At 64.0% G+C, this 19,326-nt stretch carries 18 protein-coding genes; 6 read left to right on the top strand and 12 right to left on the bottom strand.

Going from position 1 to position 19,326, the window contains the following annotated elements; all coding sequences use genetic code 11:
* The first annotated feature begins 53 nt into the window (after positions 1 to 53).
* The 6 genes from ACXAF3_RS06480 (at position 54) to ACXAF3_RS06455 (ending at position 6,487) form a co-directional block, all read left to right on the top strand.
* A complete protein-coding gene (locus ACXAF3_RS06480) occupies positions 54 to 1,445 on the top strand; it encodes a sigma-54-dependent transcriptional regulator (RefSeq protein ID WP_475111478.1) in 1,392 nt (463 codons plus the stop codon).
* Between the two features lie 786 nt (positions 1,446 to 2,231).
* Entirely contained in the window at positions 2,232 to 3,578 is a 1,347-nt protein-coding gene (pcnB, locus tag ACXAF3_RS06475) for a polynucleotide adenylyltransferase PcnB (RefSeq protein WP_475111477.1), read from the top strand.
* The gene (gene folK, locus ACXAF3_RS06470) at positions 3,579 to 4,055 is read left to right on the top strand and encodes a 2-amino-4-hydroxy-6-hydroxymethyldihydropteridine diphosphokinase (RefSeq protein ID WP_475111476.1); all 477 of its coding nucleotides are present in this window, start codon (positions 3,579 to 3,581) and stop codon (positions 4,053 to 4,055) included.
* 110 nt (positions 4,056 to 4,165) lie between these two features.
* On the top strand, positions 4,166 to 4,852 hold the full coding sequence (locus ACXAF3_RS06465) for a deoxynucleoside kinase (RefSeq protein WP_475111475.1): 687 nt from the start codon (positions 4,166 to 4,168) through the stop codon (positions 4,850 to 4,852).
* 4 nt (positions 4,853 to 4,856) lie between these two features.
* On the top strand, positions 4,857 to 5,672 hold the full coding sequence (panB, locus tag ACXAF3_RS06460; RefSeq protein ID WP_475111474.1) for a 3-methyl-2-oxobutanoate hydroxymethyltransferase: 816 nt from the start codon (positions 4,857 to 4,859) through the stop codon (positions 5,670 to 5,672).
* Between the two features lie 14 nt (positions 5,673 to 5,686).
* Positions 5,687 to 6,487, top strand: coding sequence for an acyl-CoA thioesterase (locus tag ACXAF3_RS06455; protein WP_475111473.1), 801 nt, complete (start codon positions 5,687 to 5,689; stop codon positions 6,485 to 6,487).
* A 13-nt stretch (positions 6,488 to 6,500) separates the two neighbouring features.
* Here ACXAF3_RS06455 and ACXAF3_RS06450 read toward each other — a convergent pair whose 3' ends face one another.
* The 12 genes from ACXAF3_RS06450 to nusA form a co-directional block, all read right to left on the bottom strand.
* Entirely contained in the window at positions 6,501 to 6,956 is a 456-nt protein-coding gene (locus ACXAF3_RS06450; RefSeq protein WP_475111472.1) for a YqhA family protein, read from the bottom strand.
* 82 nt (positions 6,957 to 7,038) lie between these two features.
* Positions 7,039 to 7,503 (bottom strand): DUF3291 domain-containing protein, encoded by a 465-nt coding sequence (locus ACXAF3_RS06445; RefSeq protein WP_475111471.1) that lies wholly within the window; start codon positions 7,501 to 7,503, stop codon positions 7,039 to 7,041.
* 10 nt (positions 7,504 to 7,513) lie between these two features.
* On the bottom strand, positions 7,514 to 8,509 hold the full coding sequence (gene zntB / locus ACXAF3_RS06440) for a zinc transporter ZntB (protein ID WP_475111470.1): 996 nt from the start codon (positions 8,507 to 8,509) through the stop codon (positions 7,514 to 7,516).
* Positions 8,510 to 8,526: 17 nt separating this feature from the next.
* Entirely contained in the window at positions 8,527 to 9,399 is an 873-nt protein-coding gene (locus ACXAF3_RS06435; protein WP_475111469.1) for a D-hexose-6-phosphate mutarotase, read from the bottom strand.
* A 29-nt stretch (positions 9,400 to 9,428) separates the two neighbouring features.
* The gene (locus ACXAF3_RS06430; protein WP_475111468.1) at positions 9,429 to 9,842 is read right to left on the bottom strand and encodes a GFA family protein; all 414 of its coding nucleotides are present in this window, start codon (positions 9,840 to 9,842) and stop codon (positions 9,429 to 9,431) included.
* Positions 9,835 to 10,473, bottom strand: a complete 639-nt coding sequence (locus ACXAF3_RS06425) for a hypothetical protein (protein WP_475111467.1) — start codon at positions 10,471 to 10,473, stop codon at positions 9,835 to 9,837. Before ACXAF3_RS06425 ends, ACXAF3_RS06430 begins: the two co-directional genes overlap by 8 nt.
* A 151-nt stretch (positions 10,474 to 10,624) precedes the next feature.
* Positions 10,625 to 12,751, bottom strand: a complete 2,127-nt coding sequence (pnp, locus tag ACXAF3_RS06420; RefSeq protein ID WP_475111466.1) for a polyribonucleotide nucleotidyltransferase — start codon at positions 12,749 to 12,751, stop codon at positions 10,625 to 10,627.
* A gap of 290 nt (positions 12,752 to 13,041) precedes the next feature.
* The gene (gene rpsO / locus ACXAF3_RS06415; protein WP_193161507.1) at positions 13,042 to 13,311 is read right to left on the bottom strand and encodes a 30S ribosomal protein S15; all 270 of its coding nucleotides are present in this window, start codon (positions 13,309 to 13,311) and stop codon (positions 13,042 to 13,044) included.
* A 164-nt stretch (positions 13,312 to 13,475) separates the two neighbouring features.
* Positions 13,476 to 14,417 carry a tRNA pseudouridine(55) synthase TruB gene (gene truB / locus ACXAF3_RS06410; protein ID WP_475111465.1) on the bottom strand — a complete coding sequence of 314 codons (942 nt, stop codon included), beginning with the start codon at positions 14,415 to 14,417 and terminating at the stop codon, positions 13,476 to 13,478.
* Between the two features lie 3 nt (positions 14,418 to 14,420).
* Entirely contained in the window at positions 14,421 to 14,810 is a 390-nt protein-coding gene (rbfA, locus tag ACXAF3_RS06405; protein ID WP_475111464.1) for a 30S ribosome-binding factor RbfA, read from the bottom strand.
* A 120-nt stretch (positions 14,811 to 14,930) separates the two neighbouring features.
* Complete coding sequence (infB, locus tag ACXAF3_RS06400; RefSeq protein ID WP_475111463.1) at positions 14,931 to 17,681, bottom strand: translation initiation factor IF-2; 2,751 nt, start codon at positions 17,679 to 17,681, stop codon at positions 14,931 to 14,933.
* 55 nt (positions 17,682 to 17,736) lie between these two features.
* A complete protein-coding gene (nusA, locus tag ACXAF3_RS06395; protein ID WP_475111462.1) occupies positions 17,737 to 19,239 on the bottom strand; it encodes a transcription termination factor NusA in 1,503 nt (500 codons plus the stop codon).
* Positions 19,240 to 19,326: the final 87 nt, after the last annotated feature.

Below are 19,326 nucleotides of genomic sequence, written 5' to 3'. Positions count from 1 at the left end.
CCCAGCGGGTAAAACTAGGGTCCTCCTGAGCGTTTTGTAACCAGGCGTAACACATGAGCCACATCCTGATCGTCGAAGACGAAGCCATCATTCGCACTGCACTGCGCAAACTGCTGGAGCGGCACAAGTACAAGGTCAGCGAGGCGGGCTCGGTGCGCGAGGCGACCACCAAGTACCGCCTCAGCGATGTGGACCTGATCATCTCCGACCTGCGCCTGCCCGGCGCCCCGGGTACCGACCTGCTGAAGCTGGCCGGCGACGTGCCGGTGCTGATCATGACCAGCTACGCCAGCCTCAGATCCGCGGTGGACTCGATGCGCATGGGCGCCGCCGACTATATCGCCAAGCCCTTCGACCACGACGAGATGATCGCCACGGTGCGCCGCGTGATCGGCAAGGCGGAGCAGAGCCGCGCCCGGGCACCGGCGGGCAAGGAGCCCGGCCGCGCCATCGCCGGCATGATCGGCGACAGCCCGGTCATGCGCGAGCTCTACAGCCGTATCCACAAGGTCGCCCCCACCGATGCCACGGTACTGGTACACGGCGAGACGGGTACCGGCAAGGAGCTGGTGGCGCGCGCCATCCACGAGGAGAGTCGCCGCGCCGGCAAACCGCTGATCTCGGTCAACTGCGCGGCGATTCCGGAAACCCTGATCGAGGCCGAACTCTTCGGTCACGAAAAGGGCGCCTTCACCGGCGCCCAGACCGCCCGCGAGGGCCTGGTGGCCGCCGCCGACGGCGGCACCCTCTTCCTGGACGAAATCGGCGAGCTGCCGCTGGAGGCCCAGGCGCGCCTGCTGCGGGTATTGCAGGAGGGCGAGGTGCGCCCGATCGGCGCGGTGGAATCCCGCAAGGTGGACGTGCGCCTGGTGGCGGCCACCCACCGCAACCTGCGCCAGCTGGCCGCCGAGCGCAAGTTCCGCGAGGACCTCTACTACCGCATCAACGTCGTGCAGATGACCCTGGCGCCACTGCGTGAGCGCGGCAAGGATGTGCTGGCGATCGCCGAGCACCTGCTGGAGAAGTTCTGCGCCAAGGTGGACCGCCCGACCCTGAAGCTGTCGCCGGAGGCGATCCAGGCGGTGACCACCTATACCTGGCCGGGCAATGTGCGCGAGCTGGAAAACGCGATTCAGCGCGCGGTGATCCTGACCGACGACAAGAGCGCGGAAATCGACCACAGCACCCTGGATATCGATCTGGATCTGGTGCCGATAGAGGAGGCGGACCCGGAGCGGCGCCCGCGCAGCCTGCACACGGACCCGCGCGAGGATCTGTCCCTGGAGGACTACTTCGCCCGCTTCGTGATCGAGCACCAGGACACCATGAGCGAAACAGAGCTGGCGAAGAAGCTGGGTGTGAGCCGCAAATGCCTGTGGGAGCGCCGCCAGAAACTGGGTATTCCGCGCAAGAAGACCCGCCGCGCGGCCAGCGCCGAGGCCTGATCCCCCGCGCCCTCCCCACCCGACCCCGACCGGGGCGAACCCCGTACTCGCCCCCCGGTTGCCCCCTCGAGCCCACTCGGCGGCGGCACCCCCGCGGCCCGATTGTTACCCGGCAGCCCAACCTTGGTAACAACTGAAAGTGTTACCCCAGTCTCACCGGCAGTAACAACTGCCGCGACATCCGTAACGCAAAATCCCTCCCCCGCGGCGTGCAAATTTTTGTAAATTTTCTAAGTTATTGATTTTTAAGGATTTTCTAAAGTTGGCACGCTAAATGCTTTCTATCTAGTACAAACAAGAAGAACAGCCAAGAATAAAAATAAATGACTGTTTAAGCCCTAATAACAACTCACAATAAGCGGGCGGCACACAATAACAATAACGGGGCGGTCGACAATAAAAGCAAACAGGGACCAAAACCGAAAAAATAACAACAAAAAGAACAATAACAATAAACAATAAAAATAAAGCAGAAGACAACAAAAATAACGACAAGCGCGTTACAAACTGACTGATTGTACCTGGGAGAGGGTGTTTGCTAGACAGCAAATTGATAGCGCAAGGAAGCCGCTGCCTTCATACTCAATAAGAATAATTCCCATCTTTCCTTTCTTTTCCCCTCGCGCACAGGGTTTCCGGCCACCGCCGGCCCCGGCGTTGCGGGCGCTCGCCTGCGCCTGTGGTAGAATGCGCCCCGCACCAGTCCCTGCCGACACTCACTGAACAGCAACCGCGGCGGGACCTTCCCAAGCCAATCCGTTGGCAGCAGTCAAGACAGACAGCCGTATGTTCAACACCCTGATCAGTAGTATCAAACGCTGGCGCAAGCCGGCCAATCCGGGCCCCAGGGTCATAGCCCGCAACGACCACAATATCTCCCGCCGCGATATCAGCCGCGCCGCGCTGACGGTGATGAAGCGCCTGCAGGAGGCCGGATTCCAGGCCTATATCGTCGGCGGCGGTGTGCGCGACCTGCTGCTGGGCGGCCACCCGAAGGACTTCGATGTGGCCACAGACGCCACCCCGGAACAGGCCAAACAGCTGTTCCGCGGCTCGCGTATCGTCGGCCGCCGCTTCCGCATACTGCACGCGCGCATCGGCCGCGAGGTCATCGAGGTCACCACCTTCCGCGGCCACCACAGCGAGGGCGAGGAGCACGAGGCGCAGCAGTCCGAACACGGCATGCTGCTGCGCGACAACGTCTACGGCGACCTGGAGAGCGACGCAATGCGCCGCGACTTCACCGTCAACGCCCTCTATTACACCACCGACGGCTTCGCGATCCACGACTACACCGGCGGCATGCGCGATATCGAACAGCGCCTGATCCGCATGATCGGCGATCCGGCCACCCGCTACAAAGAGGATCCGGTCAGGATGCTGCGCGCGGCGCGCTTCGCCGCCAAGCTGGACTTCACCATCGAGGACAAGACCGCCGCACCGCTGCAGGAACTGGCGCCGCTGCTGCGCAATATCGCCCCCGCGCGCCTGTTCGACGAAGTGCTCAAGCTGCTGATGAACGGGCATGGCGAACGCACCTTCGAGCTGCTGCGCCAGTACCAACTCTGGCACCACCTGTTCCCCGACAACGCCGCCCTGCTCGAAAACCCGGAAGCCCTGGCGCTGACCCGCCTGGCACTGCGCAATACCGACCAGCGTATCCGCGCCGATATGCGCGTAACACCGGCCTTCCTCTACGCCGCCCTGCTTTGGCCGGCGGTCAACGCCGAGCAGCAGCGCCTGGTCGAACGGGGTACGCCGCCGGTGCCGGCGCTGGCCCAGGCGGCGCAGAAAATCACCAGCTCGCAGCTGGCGCACACGGCGATCCCGAAGCGCTTCTCGATACCGATGCGCGAAATCTGGGATCTGCAGCTGCGCCTGCCGCAGCGCAGTGGCAGCCGCGCCCAGCGCCTGATGGAACACCCGCGCTTCCGCGCCGCCTACGATTTCCTGCTGCTGCGCGAAGAGAGCGGCGAAATCCAGGCGGGCCTCGGCCAGTGGTGGACCGAGTATCAGCAGGCGGACGAAGAGACGCGCCTGCAGATGGTGCGCAAACTACAGAACAGCGGCGGCGGCCGCCGCGGCCGCGGATCCCGCGGGGGCCGCCGCCGGCGTCCGAGAGCGGCGGAATAAATGGCGAAGGCGTATATCGGCCTCGGCAGCAACCTCGCCGAACCGCAGCGGCAGCTGCGCAGTGCCCTGGCATCGATGGCGGAAATTCCGCAGACACGCCTGCTGCGCTGCTCCAGCTTCTATCGCAGTGCACCGGTGGGACCGGGCGAGCAGCCGGACTACATCAACGCGGTGGCAGAGCTGGAGACCGGGCTGGCGCCGCTGCAACTGCTCGATCGGCTGCAATCGATCGAAAATGCCCACGGCCGCGAGCGCTCTGTACGCTGGGGAGCCCGCACCCTCGATTTGGATATACTGCTGTTCGATCAGATGCGGATAGACGAGCCGCGCCTGCAGGTGCCGCATCCGCGCATGGCCGAGCGCAATTTCGTGCTGCTGCCGCTGGCGGAACTGGAACCCGAGCTGTGCCTGCCCGGAGGGGAGCCGATTCGGGCACTGCTGCGGCGCTGCCCCGAGAACCGCCTGGAAAAAATCTGAAACGACAAAACGAAAAAAACGATGCGAAGGCTCTGCCGCTAGCAGGGCCGCCCGCAGGCCCCGGCGAAGTATCGGTCCGGGGGCCCCAAATACTTGAAGGAGCAAGTTCAGTGGTAATCGATACCGGCGAAACCCATCTCCGTGAACCGGATCTCTCCGGCGCGACCCTGCCGAGATTCATCGCCGTGGAAGGCAATATCGGCGTGGGCAAGACCACCCTGGCGAAAAAACTCGCCGCCACCTTCAACTACGACACCCTGCTGGAACAACCGGAAGAAAACCCCTTTCTGGAGCGCTTTTACCAGGACCCGAAAAGCGCCGCACTGCCGACTCAGCTGCACTTTTTACTGCAGCGCTCGCAGCAGATACAGGCGCTGCGCCAGGACGATCTGTTCAAGCCGGTGCGCGTGTCCGACTTTCTGATCGAAAAAGACCAGCTGTTTGCCGAGGTCACCCTGGACGCCGACGAACTGGCCCTGTATCAGCAGGTCTACCAGCACCTGACCCTGCAGGCCCCCAAACCCGATCTGGTCATCTACCTGCAGGCGCCGCTGAATGTGCTGCAGGAGCGTATCCGCACCCGGGGCATCGCCGCCGAACGGGCCATCAGCAACGAATACCTGGCGACCCTGAACGATGCCTACACCAACTTTTTCCACTACTACGACGAGGCTCCGCTGCTGATCGTCAACAGCGAGGATATCGACATCGTCGATCGACCGCAGGACTACCGCCAGCTGGTGGAGTATATGCTCACCATCAACAGCGGCCGCCACTACTACAACCCGGGGAACTGAACTCATGCCTTATGCACCCACCGAACTGGAAAAGCCGGTCACCGTCCAGACACTGCGCAAAATGAAGGAGGAGGGGGAAAAGTTTATTACCGTCGCCCTCTACGATGCGCCCATGGCAGCCATGGCGCAGAGAACCGGTGTCGAGGCGGTGCTGGTGGGCGACTCCCTGGGCATGACGGTACTGGGCTACGACAGCACCATTCCCGTCACCATGGAGCAGATGATCTACCACGTGGAAGCGGTGGCGCGGGGCAACAAGAAATCCCTGATCATGGGCGACATGCCGTTTATGACCTACGCGACGCCCGAGCAGGCGCTGGCCAACGCCACCCGCATCATGCAGGCGGGCGCGCATATGGTGAAAATCGAGGGCGGCGCCTGGCTCGCGGAGACGGTGAAAATGCTCACCGACCGCGGCATTCCGGTGTGCGCGCACCTGGGCCTGACGCCGCAATCGGTGCACAAGCTGGGTGGCTTCCGCGTCCAGGGCCGCGACGAGAGCCAGGCGGGGCAGATTCTCGACGACGCCGCAATTCTGGATGAGGCCGGCGCGGACCTGTTGGTCCTCGAGTGTGTGCCCAGCGCCCTGGCCAGGCGCATCACCGACTCCGTCTCCATGCCGACCATCGGCATCGGCGCCGGGCGCGATACCGACGCCCAGGTGCTGGTGATCAACGATATCCTCGGCCTCACCGAACAGCCGCCCAAGTTCTCGAAAAACTTTCTGCAGGAGGCGGGCAATATTCCCGGCGCGCTGCGCAAATACGCCGAGGACGTCAAGAACGGCGTTTTCCCCGGCACCGAACACACCTTCGACTAAGCCCGCATAGATCCATGACTTTCGATCAGCTGCTGCAGAAATGGCGCGCGCACGGGGGCGCAACCAGGGTGCCCGGGGGCTGGTCCCAGGGGCGCGCCACATTCGGCGGCCTGGTGGCCGCCATGCTCTACGAACAAATGGCCACACGGGTCGCCCCGGGCGCGACCCTGCGCTCACTGACCATTTCCTTCGTCGCCCCGGTGGCGGCGGAAACTATCGATGTCTCCGCGACTGTATTGCGCGCGGGGCGCTCGGTCACTCAGGTGGAAGGGCATATCCGCCAGGCGGGCTCGGTAGTGCTCGCCGGCCTCGCCAGCTTCGGTCGCGCCCGGCGGTCAAGCATCCGCGTCACCGCGGGAGCCGCGCCGGCGCTCAAGGGCCCGGACGAAAGCGAAGCGCTGCCCTATATTCCCGGCGTGGTGCCGGAATTCACGCGCAAATTCGCTTACCGCATCGCGCGGGGCCAGCTGCCGTTCAGCGGCAGCAGCGACACGCAACTGGGCGGCTGGGTGCGCTTCGAAGATGGCAGCGACGGCCCCGTGACCATCGGCCACCTGCTGGCGCTGATCGACGCCTGGCCGCCGGCGCTGCTGCCGATGCTGAAACAGCCGGCGCCGGCCAGTTCGCTGACCTGGACGGTGGAGTTTATCGAGCCGCTGCCGGCGCTCAGTGGCAGCGACTGGTGGCAGTACCTGGCCGAGGTGGAACACGCGGAAGATGGGTACGGAGTGGTACAGGCGCGACTGTGGGACAGAGAGGGCCATCTGGCCGCCACCAGCCGGCAGACGGTCACCGTGTTTGACGGCTCCGGATAAACGATACTCGGTGTCAGCGCTGTTTGCCGACCACATGGCTCAACAGCAGCAGCACACCCGCCACCAGGGCGATAGAAGCGCCCTCGTAGAGCTGCTGCAGCGCCGGGTAGTCGCCCAGCACATATTCCAGAAACTGGATCGCCATCACCATGATGATGACGCCGCTGAGCTGCATCTTCATCTCCCCCAGGTCTTTCGCCACCGGCAGTGACAGGCCGCCGATAAAGAGCTGGTAGATACTGACCGCAAACAGGTACAGGACGATCGAAATCAGGAAGGCGTCGACCACCCGGATCAGGTAGACCTCGATATCGTGGCTCTCACCCCGGCTGCTCAGGATCAGTTCGATAGCGTGAACGGCCTTGATGCCGCCCCAGAGCATGGCAAAGAAAGACACGATCAGCAGTACCACCGTCGCAGCCGTCATCAGGTGGCGGGTCGCCTCAATCCATGACTTCAGTTGTCGCAATTGTCTACTCTCGGCCGGCTATCGCTGTTGTCTCTGTATAGCACAGAGCCCGCGAATGCAACGGCGGGGCGAGGGGCTCCGGTCAGGCGGGCTGCGCCGCCGGGGCAGGATAAGGCCTGGCGAAGGTAAAGGCCTCCGCGCTGGGCCCGCGCGTGCGCAGGGTCTGCAGCGCCCGCTTGGCATCGTCGCTGGACGGCAGCACACCGGCGGGGATCCACCACAGCGCCAGCGCCGGGCCGGACAGCTTGTCGAACCAGCGCTTCTTGTTTTTCAGTACCTCCAGGTGCTCGCCGGAATACACATAATCTTTCAGCGCCTGCAGCGAGTCCCACACCGACATATTGACGATAATGCGCTCGTCCTCGAACAGCTGCAGCGACGTCGCATCCCCCTCCTCCGTCTGCAGGCGCCACACGAAACCCGGGCTGCGATCCGCGAGCGCGTTGATCCTGTCCAGTTGATCCACGAACCCCTGCATGACGGGGCTGTCCATCGGGCCCTTGGCCAGCGCTATATTGACCTGCGCCAGGTGGTATTCACGCGACATATCCGTGTCCTCAAAGCCAGTTTTTCCAGCGGAAAATTACAATCTGCAACACCACTGCAACCGACAGCAGCGCACAAAAAATCACAAACGCCATGGGCTCGTCCGCGCCGGGAATGCCGCCCACATTGATCCCCAGCAGCCCGGTCAGAAAACCCAGCGGAAGGAAGATGGCGGCGACCACAGACAACACATACATGCGGCTGTTGAGCTGTTCCGAATTGCGGCTGAGCAGCTCCTCCTGGGTGACCGCCGCGCGCTCGCGCACCGCGTCTATGTCTTCGATATGGCGCTGCAGGCGGTCGCTGACTTCGCGCAGACGGATGCGGCTCGCTTCGTCGAACCAGGGGACCTTCTCCGCCAGCATACGTGACAGCGCCTCGCGCTCCGGTGCCAGATAGCGGCGCAATGTGATGGTCTGCTTGCGCAGCTGCGCCAGCTCCGAGCGCAGCGCACCACCGCCGGCCTCGAGCAGGCGATCCTCGAGTTCATCAATCTTGTCCTCGAACGACTCCACCGTATCACCCATGCGCCACACGAGCAGGTCCGTCAGCGCCACCACCAGCGCCGCGGCCCCGGCCGGCCCACGGCCGGCGCGCAGGGTCTGCAACAGGTCATCGACCGACAGCAGGCGCCGCCTGCGGGTGCTGATCACGCGGTTTTCCTCGACCCACAGGCGGATGGAAACCATGTCTTCCGGCTGCGACTCCGGGTTCAGGTTGACACCGCGCAGCGCGATCAGCAGGCCGTCGCCGATCGAGGTGGTGCGCGGGCGCGTCTCCTCCGTCAGCAGGGCCTCCGCCACCAGCGGATCCAGGCCGCTACCGCCGCGCAGCCACGCCTGAGCCCCGGCGTCGGTATAGTCGAAGTGCAGCCACAGCAGCCCCCGCTCCGGCCGCCAGTCCCGCGCCTGTTGCCAGGAAAGGTCCCTGCCGCCGCCGCGGCGATCCAGCAGGAAAGCGTGAATCAGCCCCGGGGCCCGCGCGCGCCCGTCTGCGGATATTTCCATTGCCGCTCCCCGCTGCTTCACCGGTGCAGAAACAGCGCCGCTTCGGCCCGCTCGCCCGGCCCCAGTTTCCAGCTGTTGGCAAAGGCGTTGCCGTGTTCGATACAGACATACTCCCGGTAGTGCTCGCCGACATCCGCCAGTGTCGCCGCCAGTTCGGCGCCGGGATTCCAGGCGATGACGCTGTGGCAGTTGTCGCTGCTGGCGCTGATCGGGTTGCGGGTCTGGATCCGCTGGTGCGCGGGAGCGTTTTCAAAGACCCTGTCCACCTCGACGGGGAAAGTCAGCGGCCCCTGCTGGCGGAAGCGCGCCAGGCCGCGGGTCTTGTCCAGGTATTCGGTATTCTCCAGTCCGTGCACTTCGATCTCGCGCACATTGGCCACCGGGAAATAGGTGTGCCAGGCCCAGCTGTATTCCTCCGCCTCCGCAGCCAGGTTTTGCAGCCGCAGCCGCAACTGCAGCTCGCGCCCCAAGCGCATGGTGACTTCACAACTGAAGGGTGCGCGGAAGTACTCGTCGCCGCCGTGCCGGTAAGTGAACACCAGCTCCACGGCACCTTCCGACAGGGTCTTGACGCCGCCCTGCTGCCAGGGGCGGTTACGCACCAGGCCGTGTTTGGGCTTGTCCGGGTCGCGGCGGTGGACGCCGAACCAGGGCAGGCACAGCGGAATACCGCCGCGCACCGATTTGCCCGGTTCGAATTGGGCTCTGGGGCTGAGCCACAACAGCGGTTCGCGGTCGACCGCCTGGAATTCCAGCAACTGGGCGCCCTGGGTTGCGATCACCGCGCGGCACAGGGGCGTCTGCACCAGCAACAGCTCCAGGCCCGGCTTGCCGTAGAGGGCTCCGCTGTCGGTGCAACGGATAAAATCGGTTTGTGTCTGCTCACTCACGATTGGCTCAATCCCTTTCCTTGAAGTGTTTATTCGCCGGCCTTGCTCAAATGCGCCAGGTCGCCGGCATTTCGCTCCCAGTTCTGGCCGTCGAATGGCACCACGACGACGCCTTGCGGCGCACTGTCCAGGCAGCGCAGGTTGATACTGAAACCGTCGGGATTCGAGCGCGGCACATAGAAGGATTTCACCCCGCAGCGGCTGCAGAAATAGTGCCTGGCAGTACCGGTGTTGAAACGGTAGCAACTGAGTTCACTCTCGCCCTGCAGCAGCTCGAAATCCGCAGCCGGCACTATCAGGTGCTGGAAAGCGACCATCTGGCACATGGAGCAGTTGCAGACGTGGGCCACAATGGGCTCACCGGCGCCGCGCCTGAGCGTAGCGCGAAAGCGCACGGCGCCGCAGTGACAGCCGCCCTGCACTTCGGTGGAGACTTTACTCATTGGTGTTTTTTCCCGAGTCGAACAGGGGGCGGGCGCAGAGCAGAGACATGACCCCGAACGCGAGCAGCAGGTGGAACCAGTTTATCCGCGCCAGCCCCAACAGGCGCGTGGCACCGGTGCCTATCGCCAGGCCGGCCACCATGACCAGTACGGCGCCGGCAGCCAGCAGCAGCGCCAATGGGCGCGACAGAGCGCGCGCCGAAACCAGTTCCAGAAGCGCCACCAGCAGCCACAGCAAGAGCCCCAGCATGGAGTAGAGGCCGCTGACGGCCTGCGGAGAGAGCAGCGTTTCCGCCGCGCCCAGTGCCGAACCGATCACCAGCGCCACGGTGACATAGGCCGGCGCGCGGCCGGACGGCGGGCGCAGCCGCGCCCACAACAAACCGAGGCCGATCAACAGAAAGCTGGTATAACCGGACAGCCGCGACAGTGCGCGGTGCAGCTCGGTGATCCCCGGGTCTATGCCGTAGCGGTAGGCCCCGAACGCCGCCGCCAGAGCCAGGCACAGGAGGCCGGCGACGACCAGCAGGGCCGGAGACTGAAAGCGGCCGCGGGCGAGTATCCAATACTGGTTGGCCACCAGCGTGGCGGCCAGCGCGAGCAGGATTTCCGCGAGCCAGAAGTTGTGCAAGGTGGTGCCCTCTTTATTCTTTCAGTGGATTCTAACGGGCCGGGGAGTGGGTGGCGAGTGGTCGCCGCCCGGCGTTATTCCGGGCACAGTCCGCGCACCACCGGCCATAAAAAAACCCGGCGGATGCCGGGTTTTCTTACGCTCGAGGGACTCAGGCTTCGCCGGAGCCCTGGTTGGCCTCGGCGGCTTCCTCCGCCTGGTCGGCCTTGGCCTCCTTGATGGAGAGCTTGATGCGGCCGCGCTGGTCCACGTCCAGTACCTTGACGAACACCTTCTGGCCCTCGCTCAGGTAGTCGGTGACCGCGTTGACGCGCTCCTCGGCGATCTGGGAGATATGCACCAGACCGTCCTTGCCCGGCAGGAAGTTCACGAAAGCGCCGAAGTCGACGATGCGCACTACGGTGCCCTCGTAGATGGCGCCTATCTCGGCTTCTGCGGTGATCTCCTCGATGCGGGTGACCGCCGCTTCCAGGCTCTCCCCGTCCTCGCCGAACACCTTGATGGTGCCGTCGTCCTCGATATCGATGGACGCGCCGGTCTCCTCGGTGATGGAGCGGATGGTGGCGCCGCCCTTGCCGATCACGTCGCGGATCTTGTCCGGGTGGATCTTCAGGGTCGCGTAGCGCGGCGCGTTCTCGTTCACGGTGGAGCGGGACTCGCCGATCACCTTGTTCATCTCCGCGAGGATATGCAGGCGCGCCTGCAGGGCCTGCTCCAGCGCAGTCTCCATGATCTCCTCGGTGATGCCCTCGATCTTGATGTCCATCTGCAGCGCGGTGACGCCGGAGGCGGTGCCGGCCACTTTGAAGTCCATATCGCCGAGGTGGTCCTCGTCACCGAGAATATCGGTCAGAACCGCGTAGCCGTCCTCTTCCTTCACCAGGCCCATGGCGATACCGGCCACCGGCGCCTTCAGCGGCACGCCGGCGTCCATCAGCGCCAGGGAGGAACCGCACACGGAAGCCATGGAGCTGGAGCCGTTGGATTCAGTGATCTCGGATACGACGCGCACGGTGTACGGGAAGCTGTCCGCTTCCGGCAGGACCGCGGCAATACCGCGGCGCGCCAGGCGGCCGTGGCCGATTTCGCGGCGGCCGGTGGCGCCCACGCGACCCGCCTCACCCACTGAGTAGGGCGGGAAGTTGTAGTGCAGCATGAAGTAGTCTTTGCGCTCGCCTTCCAGCGCGTCGATGATCTGCGCATCGCCGGTGGAGCCGAGGGTCGCCACTACCAGGGCCTGGGTCTCGCCGCGGGTGAACAGGGCGGAACCGTGGGCCTTCGGCAGCACGCCGACTTCGACGCTGATCGGGCGCACTGTCTTGTTGTCGCGACCGTCGATGCGGGGCTCGCCGCGCACCACGGCGCCGCGCACAATTTTCTTCTCCAGCTTGCCGAAGTAGCTCTTCACTTCATCTTCGGACACTTCTTCGCTGGCGAGGGCCTCGACCGCGGCGCTGCGCAGTTCGCCCAGGCGGGTGACGCGCTGCTGCTTGTCGGTGATCTTGTAGGCCTCGCGCACCTGTTCGCCAAACTGGCTCTCCAGGGCGGCCTTGAGTTCCTCGTTCACCGGCGCCGGCTGCCAGTCCCACTCGGGCTTGCCGGCTTCGGCCTTCAGCTCTTCGCAGACTTTGATGACCGCCTGCATTTCCTGGTGCGCGAACAGCACCGCGCCCAGCATGATGTCTTCCGGCAGTTCCTGGGCCTCGGACTCCACCATCAGCACGGCATCTTTGGTGCCGGCAACGACCATGTCCAGCTCGGAGGTCTTCAGGGCCTTGTAGCCCGGGTTCAGCAGGTAGCCGTCCTTCTGGGTGTAGCCCACACGCGCGGCGCCGATGGGGCCGCCGAACGGGATACCGGACACGGACAGGGCCGCGGAGGTACCGATCATGGCGGCGATATCCGGGTCCATATCCTTCTCGGCGGACAGCACGGTGATCATCACCTGCACTTCGTTCATAAAGCCGTTCGGGAACAGCGGGCGGATCGGGCGGTCGATCAGGCGGGAGGTCAGGGTTTCTTTCTCGGACGGGCGGCCTTCACGCTTGAAGAAGCCACCGGGAATCTTGCCGGCCGCATAGGCCTTTTCCTGGTAGTGTACGGACAGCGGGAAGAAGCCCTGATCCGGCTTGGCTTCTTTGGCGCCGACTACGGTACACAGAACCACGGTCTCGCCCATGGTTACCAGCGCCGCACCGGTGGCCTGGCGCGCTACGCGGCCGGTCTCGATGGTGACCTGGTGTTGTCCGTACTGGAAGGTTTTGCTTACTGGATTCACTAGTATTTTCCTATTTCCTATCGGTTACTGGCCCATTCCAGCAACCCCTACAGTTTTCGCAAATTGCGCGAAAATTCTTACTGGACACTCGTCCGCTACAGCTTGGATGATATCCATTCTGCATCATTCGCCTACAAGCAGGCTCCTACAGGAAATTTCGTAGGAGCCTGCTTGCAGGCGAAATTCTAGCGGGCCTGAGACCCGTGTGAGGAGTCGGAGCCCTTCAGTGTTTGATTGGCTCCGTGCTCCCAGAAAAAAGAATGCCCGCCAGTGGCGGGCATTCCAGGGGCTTAGCGACGCAGACCGAGCTTGGCGATCAGCTGTGCGTAGCGGTTCAGGTCCTTGCGCTTCAGGTAGTCCAGCAGCTTGCGGCGCTGGTTTACCATGCGGATCAGGCCACGGCGGGAGTGGTGATCCTGCTTGTGCGCAGAGAAATGACCCTGCAGCTTGTTGATGTTGGCGGTCAGCAGGGCCACCTGGACTTCCGGGGAACCGGTATCGCCTTCGGATTGGCCGTGCTCTTTCAGGATGGCTGCTTTTTCAGTGGCAGTCAGTGCCATAACGAATTACCTCGTCGTAATATGCTTTGAAGATTCGGCTGGCCCGTGCATATTTACAGACCAGCTAACGGTTTACGGCGGAAAGCCGTTCTTGCAGGAGTGGCCGGCGGTCGCGATCGGATTCCAGAGTAGTCGGAAAGACTGATCGCGGCCACCGGCCGCTCCTACGAGATACTCACCAGGCGGCGGGGGGCGACCCGGCCGTCGTCGGTAATTTCTCCCACGCCCAGAAAATCGCCATTTTCCAGGAAGAGGCGCACCATATCACCTTCTTCACCGATGCGATAGACCTGCAGATCCATCACCGGCTGCCCCTGTCGCAGATAGTAACCGGAGTCGTCCGGCAGTATCAGTTTGGGCAGGGATGCGGCGGGGGCGTCCACCGGCAGCAGGTGGTGGTCGAGCGTCTCCGCCCTGCCCTCGCCGCGCTCCTCGGCCAGCTCATCCAGGGTGATGGCGTCCGCCTCGTCGAAGGGACCGGCGGCGCTGCGGTGCAACTGCTCCACATAGGCGCCGACGCCCAGGGCCTTTCCGAGATCCTCCGCCAGGCTGCGCACATAGGTGCCCTTGGAGCAGTGGATCTCCACCTCGGCGCGCGGCTGACTGCCTCCACTGAAGCTCAGCAGCTCGTATTCGTAGATCTCGACTTCGCGCGCCTCGCGCTCCACCTCCACACCCTGGCGCGCCAGCTTGTACAGCGGCTGGCCCTTGTGTTTCAGCGCCGAATACATGGACGGCACCTGCCGGATGCGGCCGCGGAATTGCCCCAGGGCCTTCAGCACCGCCTTTTCGGTCAGGCCGGAGGCATCGCGGGTCTCTATCACGTCGCCGTCGGCGTCGCCGCTGGCGGTGGTCATGCCGAAGCAGAAGGTGCTGCGGTAGCGTTTGTCGGCGTCGAGCAGATACTGGGAAAACTTGGTCGCCTCGCCGAAGCAGATCGGCAGCACGCCGGTGGCGAGCGGGTCCAGCGCGCCGGTGTGGCCGGCGCGATTGGCGAAAAACAGTCGCTTGGCTTTCTGCAGGGCGTCGTTGGCGGTGATGCCGGCGGGCTTGTTCAGCAACAGCACACCGTGGACCTGCCGGCCCCACTTAGGTCTGCGGCCCATAGATCAGCTTTCTTCTTCGTCGTCTTGGTGCTTGCGATCCGCCTTGACCGCCTTGTCGATCAGCGCGGACAGCTGCTGGCCGCGCACCGAGGTCTCGTCGTAGCGGAACTGCAGGCGCGGCACGGTGCGCATCTGGATGGCGCGCGCCAGCTGACTGCGCAGGAAACCGGCGGCCTTATTGAGCACCTCCATGGAGGTGTCGATCTTGTTGCGGTCGTCCTCGCCGACGAAAGTGACATAGACCTTGGCCACGGCCAGGTCGCGGCTTACTTCCACGTCGTTGACGTTGACCATACCGAGGCGCGGGTCGCGCACTTCCATCTGGATCAGCTGCGCCAGCTCGCGGCGCATGGCGTCGGCGACGCGGTCGGCGCGGTGGAATTCTCTTGCCATTGGGTACCTATTTGGAATGGCGGCTGTTTCGATGGGCACGTCGCTTCGCGCCTTTGCCCATCCTACACAACTGGACCCCGGCCTGCGCCGGGGTGACGATCCGATAATATCTCCGCAAGATCAGAGCTCGCGGGCTACCTTAACGATATCGTAGACCTCGATCTGGTCGCCGGGCTTAACGTCGTTGTAGTCCTTGACGCCGATACCACACTCCATACCGTTGCGCACTTCCTGCACGTCGTCCTTGAAGCGGCGCAGGGACTCCAGTTCGCCCTGATAGATCACCACATTGTCGCGCAGCACTCGGATCGGCTTGTTGCGGTAGACGGTGCCCTCGGTGACCATACAGCCGGCAATGGCGCCGAACTTTGGCGAGCGGAACACGTCGCGCACCTCGGCGATACCGATGATCTCCTCGCGCTCCTCCGGCTCGAGCATGCCCGACAGGGCCTGCTTCACTTCGTCGAGCAGGTTGTAGATCACGCTGTAGTAGCGGATCTCGACGCCCTCGGTCTCCGCCAGACGGCGCGCGGCGACGTCGGCACGGGTGTTGAAACCGATCACGATGGCGCCGGAGGTCAGGGCCAGGTTGATATCGTTTTCGGCGATACCGCCCACACCGCTGGACACCACATTGACGGACACCTCCTCGTTGCCGATATCCGCCAGCGCGCCCTGGATGGCCTCCAGGGAGCCGCGCACGTCGGCCTTGATCACCACCGGCAGTACCTTCTTCTCGCCGGCCTCCATGTCCGCGAACATGTTTTCCAGCTTGGCGGCCTGCTGGCGCTGCATACGCTCGCGGCGCTCCTTCTCGGCGCGCTGCTCGGCCACTTCGCGGGCCTTGCGCTCGTCCGCCACCACCAGGAACTCGTCGCCGGCATTGGGCGTGGTGTCCAGGCCCAGCAGCTCCACCGGAGTGGAGGGGCCGGCCTCTTTGACCTGTTTGCCCAGTTCGTTGGTCATGGCGCGCACGCGGCCATAGCTCTGGCCCGCCAGCACGATATCGCCGCGCTTCAGTTCGCCGTTCTGCACCAGCAGGGTGGCGACCACACCGCGGCCCTTCTCCAGGCGGGACTCGATCACCACACCGGTGGCCGGCACGCCGACCTTGGCCTTCAGTTCCAGCATCTCCGCCTGCAGGGAGACGGCTTCCAGCAACTCGTCGATACCCTGACCGGTGTGTGCGGACACCTGGATAAACTGGGTATCGCCGCCCCAGTCTTCCGGGATCACGTCTTTCGCGGCCAGTTCGTTCTTGACCCGCTCCGGGTCCGCCGCTTCCTTGTCGCACTTGTTGATGGCGACCACCAGCGGCACGCCGGCGGCGCGGGCGTGATTGATGGCCTCTTCGGTCTGCGGCATAACGCCGTCGTCAGCGGCCACCACCAGGATCACCACATCGGTGGCCTGGGCGCCGCGGGCGCGCATGGCGGTAAAGGCGGCGTGCCCCGGCGTGTCCAGGAAGGCGATCTCGCCCTGGCTGGTCTTCACGCGGTAGGCGCCGATATGCTGGGTGATGCCGCCGGCCTCGCCGGAGGCGACCTTGGTCTTGCGGATATAGTCCAGCAGCGAGGTCTTGCCGTGGTCCACGTGACCCATCACCGTTACCACCGGCGCGCGGGGCACCTCTTTGCCCTCGGCCGCCTGGACCTCGGCCACCAGGCTCTCCTCCAGTTCGCTCTCGGAGCGGAATACCACCTTGTGGCCCATCTCCTCGACGATCAGCTGCGCCGTGTCGCGGTCCAGGCTCTGGTTGATGGTGACCATCTCGCCCATTTTCATCAGGCGCTTGATCAGTTCACCGGCCTTGATGTTCATCTGCTTGGCCAGCTCGCCGACCGTAATGGTTTCACCCAACTGTACTTCGTACACCTGCTTTCCTGTCGGCTTCTTGAAGCCGTGTGTAGGTTTGATCTTCAGCGTCGGACGGGACAGAGAGCGGGTGCTGCGCCGCTCTTCTTCATCGCTCTCAAAGACTTCCAGCGCCTGCTCGTACAGGGCTGTCTTGCTGGACTTCTTCGGGCCGGACTTGGCGCCGCGGCGGCCGCGGCGCTTGCGCGGCTCATCATCGCCCTTGTCTTCGACGGTTTCCAGCTTGCGGCGCAGGGCGGGCTTGACCGCCTCACCCTTGGCCTTTTCCTGTTTTTCCTGTTTCTCTTTTTCCGCGCGCGCCCGCTCTGCCTCGAGGCGGGCCTTCTTCTCCTCCAGCTCCTTCGCCTCCTGGGCGGCCTGTTGCCTGCGGCGCTCCATGGCGGCGATACGCATCGCCTCTATGTCGTCCACATAGCTGGAGCGAACCGGTACCGCAGGCGCGGGTTTCTCTGCCTCTTTTTCGACCTCTTTGTCGGCCTCCTGCGGCTGGTTGGCGGCCTCCTCGGCAGCGGACTCCGCAGCTGCCGCTGCCGCCGCGGCCTCGGCTTCCGCTGCAGCGGCGGCTTCGGCCTCGGCGCGGGCGCGCTCCGCCTCGGCCTGCTCCGCGCGGGCCTTCTCCAGCGCGGCCTGCTCCGCCAGGGCCTTGTCCAGCTCGGCCTTGGACACCTGCTTCGCCGCCTCGGCTTCCAGCTCTTCCTGCGGGCGCTTCACGTAAGTACGCTTCTTGCGCACTTCCACATTCACGGTTTTGCGGCCTGTGCCAGAGCCGGTCTTCAGCGTGGTGGTGGTCTTGCGCTTCAGAGTGATCTTACGCGGTGCAGAGGCCTGATCTCCGTGACTGCTTTTCAGGAAATTGAGCAGGACCTGTTTTTCCTCATCCGACACCACCGCATCCGCAGTCGTGTGGGGCAAACCCGCTTCCTTCATCTGCTTGAGCAGACGATCCTCGGTGGCACCAACCGATTTGGCGAGTTCGCTAACTGTTACTTCGGCCATTCTCTCTCCTAAAAGTCACTTGGTCGGAGGTTTACTATTCGTGTTGCATAACTGCTTAAACTTCTTCGCCGCTGTCGTCGGCAAACCAGGGCTCGCGCGCTTTCATGATCAGCGCTGCGGCGCGCTCCTGGTCGAGGCCCTCGATATCCAGCAGGTCGTCCACCGCCTGCTCCGCCAGGTCCTCCATGGTGGCAATGCCGCGGCTGGCCAGCAAGTAGGCCAGGTGGCGGTCCATACCTTCCATATTCAACAGATCTTCCTGCGGCTCGGAAGCGTCCAACTGCTCCTCGGAGGCCAGCGCCTGGGTCAGCAGGGCGTCCTTGGCGCGGGCGCGCAGTTCCTCGGCGATCTCCTCGTCGAAGCCCTCGATGGCGAGCATCTCTTCGATGGGCACATAGGCCACCTCTTCCAGGGTGGTGAAGCCCTCTTCCACCAGCACGCCGGCGACGTCTTCGTCGATATCCAGGCGCTGCATAAAGGTTTCCATGATGCCGCTGGACTCGGCCTCCTGCTTGGCCTGCCACTCCTCGACGCTCATCACATTGATCTGCCACTGGGTCAGTTCCGACGCCAGGCGCACGTTCTGGCCGCTGCGGCCGATGGCCATGGCCAGATTCTCCTCGGCCACCGCCACGTCCATGGAACCGGCATCCTCGTCCACGACGATGGATTCGATCTCCGCCGGCGCCATGGCGTTGATGACGAACTGGGCCGGGTTCTCATCCCACAGCACAATATCCACGCGCTCACCGGACAGCTCGTTGGACACCGCCTGCACGCGCGCGCCGCGCATGCCGACACAGGCGCCGACCGGGTCGATGCGGCCATCGTTGGTGGTCACGGCGATCTTGGCGCGCAGGCCCGGGTCGCGGGCGGCGCCCTTGATCTCGATCACCTGCTCGGCAATCTCCGGCACCTCGATGCGGAACAGCTCGATGATCATCTCCGGGCAGGAGCGGCTCAGCATCAGCTGCGGGCCGCGCGCCTCCGGCTGGATTTCCTTGAGGATGGCGCGCACCCGGTCGCCGAGGCGGAATATCTCACGGCCCACCAGCTGGTCGCGGGGCAGGCGCGCCTCGGCGTTGTTGCCCAGGTCAACGGCAATAAAGTCGCGGGTCACCTTCTTCACGGTGCCGCTGACCAGTTCGCCGACGCGATCGCGGTACTCTTCCACCACCTTCGCGCGCTCGGCCTCGCGCACCTTCTGCACGATAACCTGTTTGGCGGTCTGCGCGGCGATACGGCCGAACTCGACATTTTCCACCTGCTCGCGGTAGATATCGCCGGCCTTCAGCTCGGGATCTTTCTCGTGCGCCTCTTCCAGCGTGAACTGGGTGCCCAGCTCGGCCAGGGTATCGTCGTCCACGACTTCCCAGCTGCGAAAAGTCTCATAGTCACCCGTGCGGCGATCGATGACGACTTCGATGGTGGAATCCTCGTCATAGCGCTTCTTGGTGGCCGTTGCCAGTGCCGCCTCGATGGCCTGGAAAATAATTTCCCGGTCAACGCCCTTCTCGTTGGATACCGCCTCGGCTACCAGCAAGATCTCTTTGTTCATGCAGCTGTGCCTCTTAAAAAGCTTCGCCTGCAAGCAGGCTCCTACATTGCTTCATATGCGCCTGGCAGCTTTCTTGCTCCGGCCGCG

The sequence above is a fragment of the Microbulbifer sp. ABF4_143 genome (assembly GCF_056160225.1).
This window is presented reverse-complemented; position numbering and strand designations above follow the sequence as displayed.

What these genes read in the sequence shown, in the direction of transcription:
- nusA (WP_475111462.1), bottom strand. Translation starts at nt 19,239, where the DNA reads ATGAACAAAGAGATCTTGCTGGTAGCCGAGGCGGTATCCAACGAGAAG.
- zntB (WP_475111470.1), bottom strand. Translation starts at nt 8,509, where the DNA reads ATGGAAATATCCGCAGACGGGCGCGCGCGGGCCCCGGGGCTGATTCAC.
- ACXAF3_RS06455 (WP_475111473.1), top strand. Translation starts at nt 5,687, where the DNA reads ATGACTTTCGATCAGCTGCTGCAGAAATGGCGCGCGCACGGGGGCGCA.
- ACXAF3_RS06445 (WP_475111471.1), bottom strand. Translation starts at nt 7,503, where the DNA reads ATGTCGCGTGAATACCACCTGGCGCAGGTCAATATAGCGCTGGCCAAG.
- rpsO (WP_193161507.1), bottom strand. Translation starts at nt 13,311, where the DNA reads ATGGCACTGACTGCCACTGAAAAAGCAGCCATCCTGAAAGAGCACGGC.
- pcnB (WP_475111477.1), top strand. Translation starts at nt 2,232, where the DNA reads ATGTTCAACACCCTGATCAGTAGTATCAAACGCTGGCGCAAGCCGGCC.
- infB (WP_475111463.1), bottom strand. Translation starts at nt 17,681, where the DNA reads ATGGCCGAAGTAACAGTTAGCGAACTCGCCAAATCGGTTGGTGCCACC.
- ACXAF3_RS06480 (WP_475111478.1), top strand. Translation starts at nt 54, where the DNA reads ATGAGCCACATCCTGATCGTCGAAGACGAAGCCATCATTCGCACTGCA.
- panB (WP_475111474.1), top strand. Translation starts at nt 4,857, where the DNA reads ATGCCTTATGCACCCACCGAACTGGAAAAGCCGGTCACCGTCCAGACA.
- folK (WP_475111476.1), top strand. Translation starts at nt 3,579, where the DNA reads ATGGCGAAGGCGTATATCGGCCTCGGCAGCAACCTCGCCGAACCGCAG.
- rbfA (WP_475111464.1), bottom strand. Translation starts at nt 14,810, where the DNA reads ATGGCAAGAGAATTCCACCGCGCCGACCGCGTCGCCGACGCCATGCGC.
- truB (WP_475111465.1), bottom strand. Translation starts at nt 14,417, where the DNA reads ATGGGCCGCAGACCTAAGTGGGGCCGGCAGGTCCACGGTGTGCTGTTG.
- ACXAF3_RS06430 (WP_475111468.1), bottom strand. Translation starts at nt 9,842, where the DNA reads ATGAGTAAAGTCTCCACCGAAGTGCAGGGCGGCTGTCACTGCGGCGCC.